Annotated in this window: 13 protein-coding genes; 3 read left to right on the top strand and 10 right to left on the bottom strand. The window is 73.4% G+C overall.

What is annotated here, in order from left to right; translation table 11 throughout:
• Window positions 1–51: 51 nt before the first annotated feature.
• Genes ACZ6EM_RS07600 through ACZ6EM_RS07590 form a run of 3 tightly spaced genes read right to left on the bottom strand, consistent with a single transcriptional unit; the run spans window position 52 to window position 2,878 of the window.
• The gene (locus tag ACZ6EM_RS07600) at window positions 52–315 is read right to left on the bottom strand and encodes an acyl carrier protein (protein WP_465771951.1); all 264 of its coding nucleotides are present in this window, start codon (window positions 313–315) and stop codon (window positions 52–54) included.
• A 17-nt stretch (window positions 316–332) separates the two neighbouring features.
• Window positions 333–1,559 (bottom strand): ketosynthase chain-length factor, encoded by a 1,227-nt coding sequence (locus tag ACZ6EM_RS07595; RefSeq protein ID WP_465772107.1) that lies wholly within the window; start codon window positions 1,557–1,559, stop codon window positions 333–335.
• A 26-nt stretch (window positions 1,560–1,585) separates the two neighbouring features.
• Window positions 1,586–2,878: a beta-ketoacyl-[acyl-carrier-protein] synthase family protein gene (locus ACZ6EM_RS07590; protein WP_465771950.1), complete on the bottom strand. Its 1,293-nt coding sequence runs from the start codon at window positions 2,876–2,878 to the stop codon at window positions 1,586–1,588.
• A 753-nt stretch (window positions 2,879–3,631) separates the two neighbouring features.
• On the opposite strand from ACZ6EM_RS07590, the gene ACZ6EM_RS07585 reads away from it, so the two are divergent.
• Complete coding sequence (locus tag ACZ6EM_RS07585) at window positions 3,632–5,584, top strand: AfsR/SARP family transcriptional regulator (RefSeq protein ID WP_465771949.1); 1,953 nt, start codon at window positions 3,632–3,634, stop codon at window positions 5,582–5,584.
• 179 nt (window positions 5,585–5,763) lie between these two features.
• Window positions 5,764–6,135 carry an antibiotic biosynthesis monooxygenase family protein gene (locus tag ACZ6EM_RS07580; RefSeq protein ID WP_465771947.1) on the top strand — a complete coding sequence of 124 codons (372 nt, stop codon included), beginning with the start codon at window positions 5,764–5,766 and terminating at the stop codon, window positions 6,133–6,135.
• Here the strand turns inward: ACZ6EM_RS07580 and ACZ6EM_RS07575 are convergent.
• From ACZ6EM_RS07575 to ACZ6EM_RS07565, 3 genes are all read right to left on the bottom strand, one after another.
• Entirely contained in the window at window positions 6,119–7,228 is a 1,110-nt protein-coding gene (locus ACZ6EM_RS07575; protein ID WP_465771946.1) for a DegT/DnrJ/EryC1/StrS family aminotransferase, read from the bottom strand. The genes ACZ6EM_RS07580 and ACZ6EM_RS07575 overlap by 17 nt on opposite strands.
• A 132-nt stretch (window positions 7,229–7,360) precedes the next feature.
• Window positions 7,361–8,071 carry a class I SAM-dependent methyltransferase gene (locus ACZ6EM_RS07570; protein ID WP_465771944.1) on the bottom strand — a complete coding sequence of 237 codons (711 nt, stop codon included), beginning with the start codon at window positions 8,069–8,071 and terminating at the stop codon, window positions 7,361–7,363.
• A gap of 59 nt (window positions 8,072–8,130) precedes the next feature.
• On the bottom strand, window positions 8,131–8,910 hold the full coding sequence (locus ACZ6EM_RS07565) for a cyclase family protein (RefSeq protein ID WP_465771943.1): 780 nt from the start codon (window positions 8,908–8,910) through the stop codon (window positions 8,131–8,133).
• Window positions 8,911–9,138: 228 nt separating this feature from the next.
• On the opposite strand from ACZ6EM_RS07565, the gene ACZ6EM_RS07560 reads away from it, so the two are divergent.
• Window positions 9,139–9,585, top strand: coding sequence for a nuclear transport factor 2 family protein (locus ACZ6EM_RS07560; RefSeq protein ID WP_465771942.1), 447 nt, complete (start codon window positions 9,139–9,141; stop codon window positions 9,583–9,585).
• Between the two features lie 89 nt (window positions 9,586–9,674).
• Here ACZ6EM_RS07560 and ACZ6EM_RS07555 read toward each other — a convergent pair whose 3' ends face one another.
• The 4 genes from ACZ6EM_RS07555 to ACZ6EM_RS07540 are packed head-to-tail and all read right to left on the bottom strand — an operon-like array spanning window position 9,675 to window position 13,982.
• Window positions 9,675–10,940, bottom strand: coding sequence for a methyltransferase domain-containing protein (locus ACZ6EM_RS07555; protein WP_465771941.1), 1,266 nt, complete (start codon window positions 10,938–10,940; stop codon window positions 9,675–9,677).
• Window positions 10,940–12,430 carry an NDP-hexose 2,3-dehydratase family protein gene (locus ACZ6EM_RS07550; RefSeq protein WP_465771939.1) on the bottom strand — a complete coding sequence of 497 codons (1,491 nt, stop codon included), beginning with the start codon at window positions 12,428–12,430 and terminating at the stop codon, window positions 10,940–10,942. The genes ACZ6EM_RS07555 and ACZ6EM_RS07550 overlap by 1 nt, the downstream gene beginning before the upstream one ends.
• Window positions 12,427–13,371, bottom strand: coding sequence for an NAD-dependent epimerase/dehydratase family protein (locus ACZ6EM_RS07545; RefSeq protein ID WP_465771938.1), 945 nt, complete (start codon window positions 13,369–13,371; stop codon window positions 12,427–12,429). The genes ACZ6EM_RS07550 and ACZ6EM_RS07545 overlap by 4 nt, the downstream gene beginning before the upstream one ends.
• Complete coding sequence (locus ACZ6EM_RS07540; RefSeq protein ID WP_465771937.1) at window positions 13,368–13,982, bottom strand: dTDP-4-dehydrorhamnose 3,5-epimerase family protein; 615 nt, start codon at window positions 13,980–13,982, stop codon at window positions 13,368–13,370. The genes ACZ6EM_RS07545 and ACZ6EM_RS07540 overlap by 4 nt, the downstream gene beginning before the upstream one ends.
• Between the last annotated feature and the right edge of the window lie 32 nt (window positions 13,983–14,014).

Below are 14,014 nucleotides of genomic sequence, written 5' to 3'. Positions count from 1 at the left end.
CGCCGCCGATGACCATCGGGGGGGTGCTGCCGTCGGGTGTGGCGAGGGCCGTCAGGCGGACGGAGACCGAGCCAGGAGACGGTTGACGAGCGTGGTGAGCTCGGCGGGGGTCCTGACGGCGGCGAACTCATCCTCCTCGATGCCTATCCCGAACTCGCGCTTCAGCCTGCTGAGCGTCTCCAGCAGGGCCAGCGAGTCGTAGCCCAGGACGGCGAAGTCGAGTTCCTCGGGCTGGTCGGTGGGCTCCAGGGGGTCGCCCTCGCCGGCGCACTCGCGCAGGATCGCCAGGAGCCGGTCGGTGGTCAGCTGGGTCATGGTGGTCTCTTCTCCGGTCACGGTTGGGTGGGATCGGACGGGGGCCCGCCGGGTCCGGCCACGACCAGGGCCGAGTTGAACCCGCCGTGTCCGCGGGCGAGGATCAGCGCCGTACTCAGCGGGCCCCGGCGCGGGCTCGTCACCAGGTCGAGGGTGTGCTCGGGCAGCGGCCGGGCGACGTTGACGGTCGGGGGGATGACGCCGTCGCGCAGGGCCAGCAGGGCCGTGGCCACGTCGAGCGCGGGGCCACCCGAACTCAGCCGTCCGGTCATGGTCTTGGGGGCGGTGACCGGTACGCCGTACTGGCCGAAGAGGCTGCGCAGGGCTTCGGCCTCGACCGCGTCCTCCGCCCGGGTGCCAGCCGCGTCGGCGAAGACCACGCTGATGTCGCCGGGCCGCAGCCCGGCGTCGTCGAGGGCCGCTCGGGCGGCGCGCAGCAGGTTCGCGGGCCGGCCGGAGTCCGGCGGCGGGTCGAAGGTGGCCCCGTAGCCGGTGATCCGGCCGTACCAGCGGCCGTCGTCCAGGGCTCCCCGCGCGCGGGCCGCGTCCTCGCGCTCCAGGACGAGCAACGCGCCGCCCTCGCCCGGCACATAGCCGTCGGCCTCGGGGCCGAAGGGGCGGTAGGCCCGGGTGGGGTCGGTCCGCCGGCTCATCCGGGCGGTGCTGAGCTGGGCCACCCAGCCCCAGGGGCAGGGGGATCCGTCCACAGCGCCGGCGAGGACCATCCGCTGGCCGCGGCGCAGGTCGCGTCGGGCCTGGCCCAGGGCGTCGAGGCCACCGGCCTGTTCGGTGACCAGCGCGCCGGCGGGGCCGCGCAGCCCGTGCCGGATGGAGATCTGTCCGGTGTTGACGGCGTAGAACCAGGCGAAGGACTGGTAGGCGCTGACGTATTCGGGGCCGCGCCCCCACAGGTTCTCCAGCTCCCGGTGGCCGAACTCGAAGCCGCCCGCGGAGGCGGCGGTGACGACTCCGACCCCGTACTCGGGCAGGGCGGCCGGATCGACCCCGGCGTCGGCGAGCGCCCAGTCGGAGGCGACCAGCGCCATCCTGGTCATGTGGTCGGTCTGCGGCAGGAGCCGGCTGGGCAGGTACTCCTCCGGGACGAACCGGGGGACCTCGCCGGCGAGCCGGCTGGGGTAGCGGTCGGCGTCGAAGCGGGTGACGGGGCCGATCGCCGAGGCGCCGTCCAGGGTGTTCGTCCAGTGCTCGTCACGGCCCAGGCCCGTCGGGGCCAGCACGCCCATCCCGGTGACGACCGGGTCGGCCCCGCTCACGCGGCAGCCCGTCCCCGGCTGCCGGGCTCGGTCAGCACCATGGCGCTCTGGAAGCCGCCGAAGCCGCTGCCGACCGTGAGGACGTCGGACACGGCCACCGAACGGGCCTCCAGCGGCACGTAGTCGAGGTCGCACTCCGGGTCGGGCTCGCGCAGGTTGGCGGTGGGCGGCACCACGTCGTGCCGGATGGCGAGGGCGCAGGCGGCGATCTCCAGGGAGCCGATGGCGCCCAGCGAGTGGCCGATCATGGACTTGATGCTGCTGACCGGGGTGCGGCGGGCGTGCTCGCCGAGGCTGAGCTTGAAGGCCGCGGTCTCGTGCCGGTCGTTCTGGCGGGTGCCCGAGCCGTGGGCGTTGACGTAGTCGATCTCCGACGGGTCGGTCCGGGCCTCCGCCAGTGCCGCCCGGATCGCCTCCGCCATCTCCCGTCCGTCGGGGCGCAGTCCGGTCATGTGGAAGGCGTTGCAGCGGGCCGCGTACCCGGCGATCTCGGCGTAGACCTCGGCGCCCCGGCGGCGGGCGTGCTCCCGCTCCTCCAGGACGAAGACCGCGGCGCCCTCGCCGAGGACGAAGCCGCGCCGGGTGCGGTCGAAGGGCCGGGACGCCTCGGCCGGCCGGTCGTTGTAGGGGCTGGTCGCCTTGATGGCGTCGAAACAGGCCACGGTGATGGGCGAGATGGGGGCCTCGGTGGCGCCGGCCACCATCACGTCGGCGGTGCCGTCCACGATGAGGTCGGCGGCTCGGCCGACCGCGTCCAGGCCGGAGGTGCAGCCGGTCGACACCAGGGAGACGGGGCCCTCCGCCGCGATGCGGTCGTGCGCGACCTCCGTGGCGATCGAACTGGGGACGAAGTAGTCGAACAGGTGTGGCATCGCGTAGGTGTGGTCGACCAGCCACCGGCTCCCGCTGTCGCTGACGACGGCGTATTCGTTCTCCAGACTGGTGGTGCAGCCGACGGCACTGCCGATGACGACGCCGACCCGGGAACGGTCCAGGGCGTCCAGGTCGATGCCGCTGTCCTGGATTCCTTCGCGGGCGGCGACGACGGCGAATTGCGCGGCCCGGTCCATCCGCCGGATCTGCCGGGGCGTGAGCCCTTCCGCCGCCGGGTCGAAATCGCATTCCGCCGCCATTCGGGACCGGAACGGCGAGGGATCGAACGCGGTGATGGTGCGGGTGGCGGTCCGACCGGACGTCAGCAGCTCCCAGAACGGCTTCACACCGATCGCACCAGGTGCCACGATCCCGATTCCGGTGACGACCGCGCGGCGATTCTCCGGCGCTCTCATTCTGTCCCTCCCTTTACCTTCGGCCGTTCATCCGCATTCTCTGCTCCGGTCCCGACGCTGCGGATCTCCGGGCCGGCGTCAGCGGTAATGTCCACGGAGGGATCGTGCGCGGATCGGCTCGCATTCGGCTCAATGGCCCGTGGAGGGTCGTCACGGGGCTCGGCGGCGGCTCCGGAAGCGGGCCCGACGTCCGATCCGGTCGTCCGGTGGGACGCTCCCCCGTTCGAATCCCGCTGGAGGATCACTCGAACAGGCGGGCGCACGGGGCCCGTTGGCCGGAGACTACGCCTGCGCGGCGGTGCGGTCCAGGGCCGGGAAAGCGGTGCCCACGCCGGTCGTGGCGGGTGGCGGACGCGGCGGTGGTGGCGGGAAGGGATCGCTCGGCCTTCGAACTGTCGACCCTGCGCGAAGGGCGGAACCCACGAGCTGGCGAGCACCGAGCGGAGACCGCGGCCGCGCGCCCACCGGGATCGAATATCCGCCACTTCCCGATCGGTCGGACTTTACGGGAATTTTTCCTCCGGCAGGCAATGCCAAACCAGACAAACAGGACATCTCGTCCTTTTGGCAGCGGCTCCGCTCGCCGCCTCCGGGCCCGCTGCCCGTCATTGACCAGATGTATTCAAGGACTTACGGTGAAGTCGCGACGATCACCTGATGACGAGGTGCGTGCTCGATCTCATCCGGAGCGCCCCCAACGCTCCGCTACGAGCACGACAAGATGTCAGGACCCACCTGAACGGGAGGAACATCTTGGAGTTCCGGCTTTTGGGCCCCGTCGAGATCCTGTGGCGGGGGCGCAACATCATGCCGACCGCGCCCAAGCCGCGTCAGGTCATATCCCTGCTGATACTGCGGCACGACACCGTGGTGCAGGCGCCCGAACTGATCGACGAGCTATGGCCCGAACTCCCGCCCCCGAGCGCGGTCACCACCCTCCAGACGTACATCTACAAGTTCCGCAAGCTCCTGCTGAAGCAGGGCCTGGGGAACCTCCTACAGACCCAGCCGGGCGGCTACATCCTCAGCATCCCGGAGGACAGCCTCGACGTCAGCCTCTTCGAGCGGGAGGCCGAGCGGGGCCAGGAGCTCCTCCTGCGGAACGACTCCGCGGCGGCGCTGGAGAACTTCGAGCGGGCCCTGGCCCTGTGGCGGGGCCCCGCCCTCGCCGACGTCGAGACCGGCGGACGGCTCTTCTCCTACGTGACCCGGCTGGAGGAACTGCGCTTCCGCATCCTCGAACTGCGGATCGAGGCCGACCTGGAGACCGGCCGGCACCGCGAACTCATCAGCGAGCTCAAGGCGCTGGTCCTGGCCCACCCGCTGCACGAACACCTGCACGGGCTGCTGATGGTGGCCCTGCACCGGTCCGGCCGACGGCACGAGGCGCTGGAGGTGTACCGGATCCTGCGCCAGAAGATGATCGACGAGCTGGGGCTCGAACCGGGCAGCGACCTCGCCCGGCTCCAGTACACCCTGCTCTCCGACTCGCCCGCCGAACCCCCGGAGCCGCGCGGCCCGCAGCCCGCACCGGTGGCGCCCGCCCTCGCCCCGGCGGGCGAGCGCACGCCCGCGCCCGCCCCCTCCCCCACCCTCCTGCCGCCCGCCGTGGTCTTCCCGGCGCCGCCCCTCGCGCCGCCGGAGTCCATCGGGATACCCGCCCAACTGCCCGCCGGACTGGCCGGGTTCGTCGGCCGGCAGGCCGTCCTCAAGGAGTTGGACACGGCGCTGCGCGAGCCGGACGGCCCCGAGGCCCACGGCACCGCGGCCCGCATCGGCGTGATCAGCGGACCGCCCGCGATCGGCAAGAGCGCGGTGGCCGTGCACCTCGCCCACATGCTCCGCACCCGCTTCACCGACGGACAGCTGTACGCGGACCTGCGCGGCTCCTCCACCGAGCCGCGCGACCCCGCCGAGGTGCTGCGCGGCTTCCTGCGGGCCCTCGAAGTCCCGGCCTCACGCATCCCGGAGAGCCTGGAGGAGTGCGGGGCGCTGTTCCGTTCCCGCACCTCCGGGCGGCGCATCCTGGTGCTGCTGGACGACGTCGAGTCCTCGGCCCGGATCCGGCACCTGCTGCCCGCCGACCCGCGCTGCGCGCTGCTGGTCACCAGCCGCCGCCGGATGGCCGCCCTGGTGGAGGCCGAACACGTCGAACTGCACGCGCCGCCCCGGGAGGAGGCCCTGGAGATCCTGGCGGCCCTGGCCGGTCGCCAGCGCATCGAGCGGCAGCCGGAGGCCGCACTGCGGATCGTCGAGCTGCTGGGCCGTCACCCGCTCGCCCTGCGCTGCGTGGGCGGGCGGCTCGCGGCGGGGCCGGGCCTCTCGCTCGCGGTGCTCGCCGACCGGCTCGGGGCGACGCCCCGGATCCTGGACGTGGCCCGGCTCGGCGAGCTGGACGTGCGCTCCCGGTTCGAGGCGAGCTACCACGGGCTGACCAACGCGGAGCAGGAGGTCTTCCGGCTGCTCAGCGAGGTGGACGAGACGCCGTTCACCGCGAGCCGGGCCGCCGAGCTGCTGTGCCGCCCGGCCCAGGACCTGGAGACCATCCTGGAGGAGCTGGCGGACCACCACCTGCTGGCCACCGACCGGTGCGGGGACGGGATCGGCCGCTACGTCTTCGACCGGCTGGCCCGCGCCTACGCGCGGGAGCGGCAGGAGGACGCGCTGGTCGCCCGGCCGCTGGTCCAGCAGGCGGCGGTGCACTGAGGCGCGTCCGGCAGGTCCCGCCGGGCCCGCGACGGCGGCCAGCGGCTGTCGAGGCATCCTCCACAGCCGGCCGTCAGGCTCGGCGGCACGCGTCCGCGGCTGCCGCGCGCAGGCGCCCGGGCGGGGTGCCGGACACCCCGCCCGCCGATCCGCCCACACGAGACGAGGACGATCCCGCCATGCCGAACGAAGAGCACGTGTCCCCCGAAGCACCCTGCGGCGCCGAGGTGACGTTCGTCAACCGGTTCACCGTGCACGGGCCGGCCGAGGAGTTCGAGGAGGTCTTCGACCGCACCTCCGCCTTCATGGCCCGGCAGCCGGGATTCGTCCGGCACACCCTGCTGCGGGAGGTGGACGACCCGGCCGGCTACGTGAACCTCGCCGTGTGGCGGGACCGGGACTCCTTCCGACGCGCGGTGGGGCACCCGGACTTCGTCCCGCACGCCACCGCGCTGCGGTCGCTGAGCCGGAGCGAGAACGGGCTATACGCGGCCCGGCTCTCCCGGCCGGCGGCGGACGGGACGGACCGGCCGGTCAGGACAGGTTCTTGAGCACCTCGCGCAGGGCCTCGATCACCCGGTCCTGGGCGTCCGCGGTCAGCGAGGGGTACATCGGCAACGAGAAGATCTGACCGGCCAGCCGCTCGGTCACGGGGAGCGAGCCCTCCCCGTGACCGAGGTGGGCGAAGCCGGTCATGGTGTGCACCGGCCACGGGTAGCTGATGTTGAGTTCGATGCCCCGGGGCCGCAGCGCTTCGATGATCTCGTCCCGGCGCGGGTGGCGCACCACGTGGACGTAGTACACGTGCTCGTTGCCGGGAGCCGTCTCCGGGAGGACCAGCTCGGTGTCGGCGAGCCCCACAGCGTAGCGCCGAGCGATGTCCTGACGTGCCGTCACATAACTGTCCAGGCGGCGGAGTTTGCGCCGCAGGATCTCGGCCTGGACCTCGTCCAGCCGGCTGTTGTGGCCGGGCAGTGCGGTCACGTAGTACCGCTCCTCCATGCCGTAGTAGCGCAGCCGGCGCAGCGCGCCGTCGACCTCGGCGTCGGAGGTGAGGAGGGCGCCGCCGTCGCCGTAGGCGCCGAGGACCTTCGTCGGGTAGAAGGAGAAGGCGGCGGCCCGGCCCATGGTCCCGGCCAAGCGGCCGTGGTGACGGGCGCCGTGGGCCTGGGCGCAATCCTCCAGCACGGCCAGGCCGTGCCGCTCGGCGAGTTCCTCCAGCGGCGCCATGTCCACGCACTGGCCGTACAGGTGGACCGGCAGCAGGCAGCGGGTCCGCGGGGTAATGGCGGCCTCCACCTGGGAGACGTCCATCAGGTAGTCCTCGCCCACGTCGACGAAGACCGGGGTCGCCCCGGTGCCGACGATGGCGACCACGGTCGGGGCGGCCGTGTTCGAGACGGTGATCACCTCGTCCCCGGGCCCCACCCCGAGGGCCTCCAGGCCGAGCTTGACGGCGTTGGTGCCGTTGTCCACCCCGACGCAGTGCGGGGCGCCGTGCCACGCGGCAAACTCCTCCTCGAACGACCGGACGCTGTCGGCAAGGACCAGCCGGCCCGAGCCGAAGACAGTGTCCACCGCGTCGAGGATGTCCTCCCGTTCCGCGGCGTACTCGTCCAGATATCCCCATACGCGAATGGTCACAGGAACTCTCTTCCTTTCGTCTTCGACAGGCTTCGACAAGCTCCGGCGGGCGCGGACGGGCGCCGGCGGGCTCCGATCCCAGCCGACGGCACTCGCATCCGTCTCGCACCCGGTTCGACACCGCTGCCGGTGTCAGTCGCGGCGGGCGACGAACAGCCCCCGCGCCGTCCAGTCCGGCCGGAGGTACTCCGCCGGGCAGCCGGCGTCCGTGAACGCGGCCAGGTACTCCTCCTGCGTGAACAGGGTGAGCAGGTCGATCTCGGTGAACTCCCGGATGCCGTCGGCCTCGCCGACCACGAACCGGACCTCCATGCGGGTGGTACGGCCGTGTCGGGTGGAGTGCGAGATCCGGGCGACGGTGCGCCGCTCGTCGCTGGCGAGATCACCGGCCACGTACCCGTCGAGGAACCGTTCCGGGAACCACCAGGGTTCGACCACGAGCACCCCGCCGGGCCGCAGATGGCGGGCCATCGCGGCGGCCGCCGCCCGCAGCCCGGCCAGGTTCGGCAGGTAGCCGATGGCGGTGAAGAGGCAGACCACCGCGTCGAAGCGGCGCCCGAGGTCGAACGCGCGCATGTCGCCCCGGTGCAGCGGCACCCCGGGGAGCCGGCGGGCGGCGCGCTCCAGCATCGCCGGGGCGAGTTCCAGGCCCTCGGTGTGGCCGAAGCGCCCGGCGAAGGTCTCCAGGTGGGCGCCGGTGCCGCAGGCGACGTCCAGCAGGGAGTCCGCCCCGGGCAGCCGTTCGCGGATCAGGCGGGTGATCTCGGCGGCCTCCGCGGCCCAGTCCTTGCCGCGCGAGCGGTAGACCAGTTCGTAGACCTCCGCCAGGTCCTGACCGTACATCGGACTCCTTCGGTGCGGGTGCGGGTACACGTGCGGACCCGGTCACGGGCGGCGGCCGCTCATTCGTCGACGATCGCCACCGCGCGGGCCCAGCCAGCTCCGGCCCCGGCCACCTTGACGGGGAAGCAGGAGACCCGGAAGCCGTCCGGGCCGGGCAGCGCCTCCAGGTTGGCGAGCCGCTCGATCTGGCAGTACTCGCGGTCCCGGCCGATCACGTGCGCGGGCCACAGCACCGAGCGGTCCCCGGTGGCCCGGTAGCGGGCGATGATGTCGCCGAACGGCGCGTCCAGGCTGAACGCGTCCGTGCCGATGACCCGGACGCCGAGGTCCAGCAGCAGGTGGACGGCCGGCCCGTCGAGGCCCGCGAACTCGGTGAAGTACTTCGGGGTGCCCTGGTGGCGCTGGGCCCCGGTGTGCAGCAGGACGATGTCCAGCGGAGCGGGACGGCGGCCGATCCGGGCGAACTCCCGCTCCAGCCGGTCCGCGCCGATGACGCCGGTGGGCGCGTCGGTGAGGTCGAGGACCAGGCCGGGCCGCAGGAACCAGCCCAGCGGCATCCGGTCGATGTGCCGCGGCACGCCGTCGCCGTAGCCGGCCCGCGATCCGTAGTGGGAGGGCGCGTCCACGTGGGTACCGGTGTGGGTGGTGAGGGTGAGGCGGTCCAGGGAGAGGAACTCGCCGTCGGGCAGTTCGTCGGGGCCGACCTCGATGCCGAAGTGGGTGCGCATCTCCTCGCTCATGTGCACGGCACCCTCGCGGGGCGTGAGGACCTCGTGCTCCACGGGATCGGGTTCCCAGAGCGTGGCGTCCACCGGCGAGGACAGGTCGATGAGCCGCACAGGGCACCTCCGTGGGGTCGGGGCCGCAGCCTCGGGGCCGCGACCTCTGGCCGGGGCCCCGGGTCGGAGCCGGCCGCGGTGTCGGGCTCCGGATCCTCCCGGCCGGCTCCGGAACAACGGTGGAGCCGGGCTGGAGCCGAAGGCTGGCCCGGGCACCAGCCCGGCTCCAAGCGCGGGCGCGAGCATCCGGGCAGCGTCCCGCGATCCCGCGGGCGAGGAGGGAGAACCATGACGGACACCGTCAGCCCGGCGCAGCAGGCGTACCCGGCGCTCTGCGCCGACCTGGGGCGCTTCTACGCCCGGCAGATGCAGCTGCTGGACTCCGGCGAGGCCGAGGCCTGGGCCGCCACCTTCACCGCGGACGGCCTGTTCGCGCCGCCGTCGCTGCCCGAGCCGGTCCGCGGGCACGCCGCCCTGGCCGCCGGGGTGCGCACCGCGCACGCGGCCCTGGTGGCCGGGGGCGAGGTCCGCCGGCACGTGCTGTCCACGGCGGCGGTGGAGCATCCGGCGCCGGACGGCTCGGTGCGGGTGCGCTCGTACGTGCAGGTGGTGGCGACCCGCCGGAGCGAGGACCCCCGGCTGCTGCTGATGTGCGTGTGCGAGGACCTGCTGGTCGTCGAGGACGGGCAGTGGCGGGTGCGCGAACGGTACGTGACCCGCGACGACCGGCCCTGAGCACGGCGCGAGGCCCGGCGGAACGTCCTGGTGACGTTCCGCCGGGCCTCGCACGTCGGGCCACCCGGGCCGCTCGGGCCGCCGTGCCGTCAGCGGAGCGAGTCCGCCGAGACGATGACGGGCTTCGGGAACGGCAGCACGAACCGGCCGCCGGCCCGCAGGAAGGCCTCCTCCTTGCGCAGGATCTCGTCGGCGTAGTTCCACGCCAGCATCAGGTAGACGTCGGGTGGGTCGGTCCGCGCCCAGTCGGGGCTGCGCACCGGGATGTGGGTGCCGGGCAGCACCTTGTCCTGCTTGAGGACGGTGGTGTCGGTGCAGTACGCCACCTCGTCCGGGCCGAGCCCGCAGATGTTGAGGATCGTGGTGCCCTTGGCCGACGCCCCGTACCCGGCGACCCGGTTGCCCTCCTCCACCAGGGACCGCACCAGGGTGGGCAGTTCCTCCCGGACGGTCTGGACGCCGCGGACGAACTCCCGGTAGCCTGCCTCGCTGCCGAGCTCCGCCCGTTCCTCGGCCGCGATCAGCGCCCCGACGGCCGCGCCGACCGGCCGCCCCTGCTCGGGACGTCCCACGAACGCGAGGAGGGAACCGCCGTGCACCGGGAGCCGCTGCACGTCGAACAGGCTGAGGCCGTGCCGGGTGAACAGCGTGTCCAGCGTGCGGACCAGGAAGTACGACAGGTGCTCGTGGTAGACGGTATCGAACGCGTTCTTCTCCAACAGGTCGACCGCGTACGGGACTTCGATGATGAACAAGCCGTCGGACGCGAGCAGCTCCCGCACCCCGGCGAGCACCCCGGAGAGGTCGTCGATGTGGGCGAAGACGTGCCGACCGAGAATGATCCGGGCCGGGCCGTGGTCCTGGCGAATGGCCCCGGCGGTGCCGGCGGTGAAGAACTCGGGCACGGTGGGGACTCCGAGCCGGTCGGCGGCGGCCGTCAAGTTGCGGGCCGGGTCCACGCCGAGCAGCCGGGCGCCGTACGGGGCGAAGGCGGCGAGCTGCTGGCCGGTGTTGCTGCCGAGCTCCACCACCAGGTCGCCGGGGGCGAGGCCGGCCCGTTCCCGGCACAGGTCGGCGACCTTCGCCATGTGCCGGGTCATGGTCTCCGAGTCCGAGGTGACGTAGCTGTAGGTGCGGTACAGCACCTCGGGGTCGACGACGTGGGTGACGCTCATCAGCCGGCAGGAGCGGCAGGACACCACGCCCAGCGGGTAGGCCGGCTCGTCCACGTAGGAGGCGGCCGGTTCCAGGAAGGCGTTGGCCAGCGGCACGTCGCCGAAGGAGACCACCTCCTGCCAGTCCGAGGCTTCGCAGACCCGGCACCGGGTGACCGGGCGTACGTTGTCGGGGTGCATCACGGCACCTTCCTCTCCACGGTCGGCGCCGGCTCGCCGGGGACGAGCAGGCTCTGCAGGCAGGCCACCAGGCTGCGGGCCTGGATGTTCAGGTAGTGGCTGTGGCGCAGCAGCTCGACGAGCTGGTGCACGGTCATCCACCGGTAGTCGGGGTCGTCGGGGGCGACGTCGGTGTCGGCGTCGCTCTCGACGATCAGGTAGCGGTTGCGGGCGTGGTGGAAGCGTCCGCCCTCCTCGGAGAGCACGGACCGGAAGCGGATCCGGCCCGGGTCCGCCGCCTCCACCGCGTCGAGGAAGCGCGGCCGGGCGCTGCCCGGCAGGTGCGCGTAGGAGTCGGGGGTGCACTGGACGGTGGGGGCCAGTTCCACCACGTCCATGTAGCCGGCCTCGACCCGGGCGTGCATCAGGACGTGCAGCACCCCGTCGATGGGCCGGGTCAGGAAGGCGACCACGCCGGTGCCGTGCGGTTCGATCATCGGCTGGGACCACTGGGCGACCTCCCGGCCGCCGGCCTCCACCCGTACGCCGATGACGTCGAAGAAGGCGCCGCTCTCGTGCGAGATCCGCTCCGGGGTGCGGTGCCAGCCGGCCAGTCCGGCGAGCGAGACGCGGCGCACCCGGACCTCGGTGCGGGTGCGGGCCTCGGTGATCCAGCTCAGCACGGAGTCCAGCGAGTGCCGGGACCCGGCGGACGGGTCGCAGGAGCGGAACAGGGCCGCCCGGAACTCGTCGTCGGGCGGGCCGAGTTCGCGGGCGAGCCGGGCGTCGGCGAACGGCAGGCAGGACAGCACGGTCCGGGCGTCCATGTTGACCAGGTCGTCCTCGGCGAGGAGTTGGTGAAGCTCGCCGAGGGTGAACCAGCGGAAGCCCTCGCGCACCTCCACGTCCCCGTACGCCTCGACCACCATGTTCCGGTTCCGCTTGTGGTGGAAGGCGGAGCCCTGTTCGGACTGGCGCACGTCGACCAGCGGGCCGTCCGGGCCCGGGTCCCGGAACAGTTCCAGGTACGGTACGGGCCGGCCGCCGTGGACGCCGGTGTAGTTGCTGCGGGTGGCCTGCACGGTCGGCGAGATCTGCAGCCCGTTGGCGTTGCCGGGCTCGACCTTGGCCTGCATCAGGCAGTGCAGGATCCCGTCGAACTCCTGGACCAGGATGCCGAGGACGCCGATCTCGGGCTGGTTGATGATGGGCTGGCTCCAGGCCGGCACCGGGCCGTCCGGGATCCGCACCTCCAGGCCCTCCACGGTGAAGAAGCCCCCGGTGTGGTGGCGCAGGTTGCCGGTGCCGGGGTCGGTCCGCCAGCCGGCGAGTTCGTCCAGCGGGACCCGCTCCACCCAGGTGAAGGTGCGCTTCGCGGCCTCGGCGAACCAGTCGCGGAAGTCCTGGCGGAAGGCGGGCCCGTCGGGCCGGGCGCGGGCCGAGGCGGCGACGCGCAGGGGGGTGGCGGCGGTGCGCCGCCGGCTCGCGGGTCGTGCGGTTGCTTCGGTCATGCTCGCTCCAGGTGGTCCGTGCGGGACGCGTCCCACATGTCCTTGATCGAGGCGGGCAGATCCACCTGCGGTCGCCACCCCAGCAGCCGGGCCGCGCGGGCGATGTCGGCGAGGGTCCAGTCACCGCCCCGGGAGTCGACCGGGGCGGTGCGCCGCCGGACCGCCCCGGGCGGCGGGGCCGCGGCGGCGACGAGCAGGTCGATCAGGCCGCTCACGGGTACCGCCTCGCCGCGACCCACGTTGATCACCTGGCCGCTCACCGGGGCGGTGGCGGCCGCGAGGACGGCGCCGGCCAGGTCCCGGACGTCGAGGTAGTCGCGGTGGGCGTCGGCCACGGTCAGCTCGGCCGGGCGGTCCGGGGTGGCGGCGCGCAGCAGGCGGACCGCGACACCCAGGAACCCCGCCGCGACGCCCGGGCCGCACAGGTTGACGACGCGCAGCACCACGCCGTCCACCGCGCCCTCGCGGGTGGCGCGGAGCACTGCCTCGGCGCCGGCCAGTTTGGTGCGGGCGTAGACGGAGCCGGGGTTCGGCGCCCGGGTCTCGTCGACGGCGGTGCCGGCGGGCAGCGGTCCGTACTCGTGCACGGAGCCGATCTGCACCAGGCGCGGCGGCCGGGGCGTGCGCGCGCACGCGGCCAACAGGTTCTCCACCAGCCGGACGTGGGCGCGCTCGTTCTCGGCCGCTCCGGTGACCCAGCCGCCGGCCGCGTTGACCACGGTGTCCACGTCGGCCTCGGTGAGCAGTGCGGCCAGCTCGGCCGGGTCCGCGGCGGCGACGTCGAGGGCGTGGAAGCGCCGGCCGGCGGTGTCCGGGGGCCGGCGGCGCGCGACCTCGACCACGGGCCGGCCGGCCCGGCCGAACGCGGCGGTCACCGCGCCGCCGACCCAACCGGTGGCGCCGATCACGGCGACGGCGCCCGTCCGCGGCCCGGCGGTCATCGGGCCGGGCGGCCGCACAGTGCCTGTTCGAGGTCAAGGCACGCGCGGTACTCCGGGAGGGTGCCGCTCTTCTCGGCCGTCTCCAGGGTCGGCGCGGCCCGGTCCCGTTCGGACATGACCGGGTCGACGTCGCGCGGCAGCGGCAGGCCGAGCGCCGGGTCGAGGACGGAGAGCGACAGCTCGTGCTCGGGGACGTACTCGCCGGAGAGCATGTACGACATCACGGTGTCGTCCTCCAGGGCCACGAAGGCGTGGGCGACGCCGACCGGGAAGTAGACGGCGCGGAAGTCCTCCTGGTCGAGCAGGACGGCGTCCGAGCGGCCGTACGTGGGCGAGCCGACCCGGACGTCGATGACCAGGTCGAGCGCCCGGCCGCGCGCGCAGTACACGTACTTGGCGACCCCCGGGGGCGTGAGGGTGTAGTGGGCGCCCCGGATCGTGCCGCGCCGGGAGCGGCTGTGGTTGGTCTGGGCCACGGGGAACAGGGGATGCCCCAGGGCCTCGCGGGCGGCCGTCTCCTGGAACGGGGAGACGAAGAGCCCCCGTTCGTCGGTGAAGACCTTCGGCCGGAACTCGAACGCGCCGGCCACGGCGAGTTGTCGCGACTCCATGTCACCGTCCTCGTTGCTGGTGGTGGCGCCGG

It is taken from the genome of Kitasatospora sp. NPDC041917 (assembly GCF_055589745.1).
Note: the sequence above shows the minus strand (reverse complement) of the source record. Positions and strands in the feature narration are given on the sequence as shown.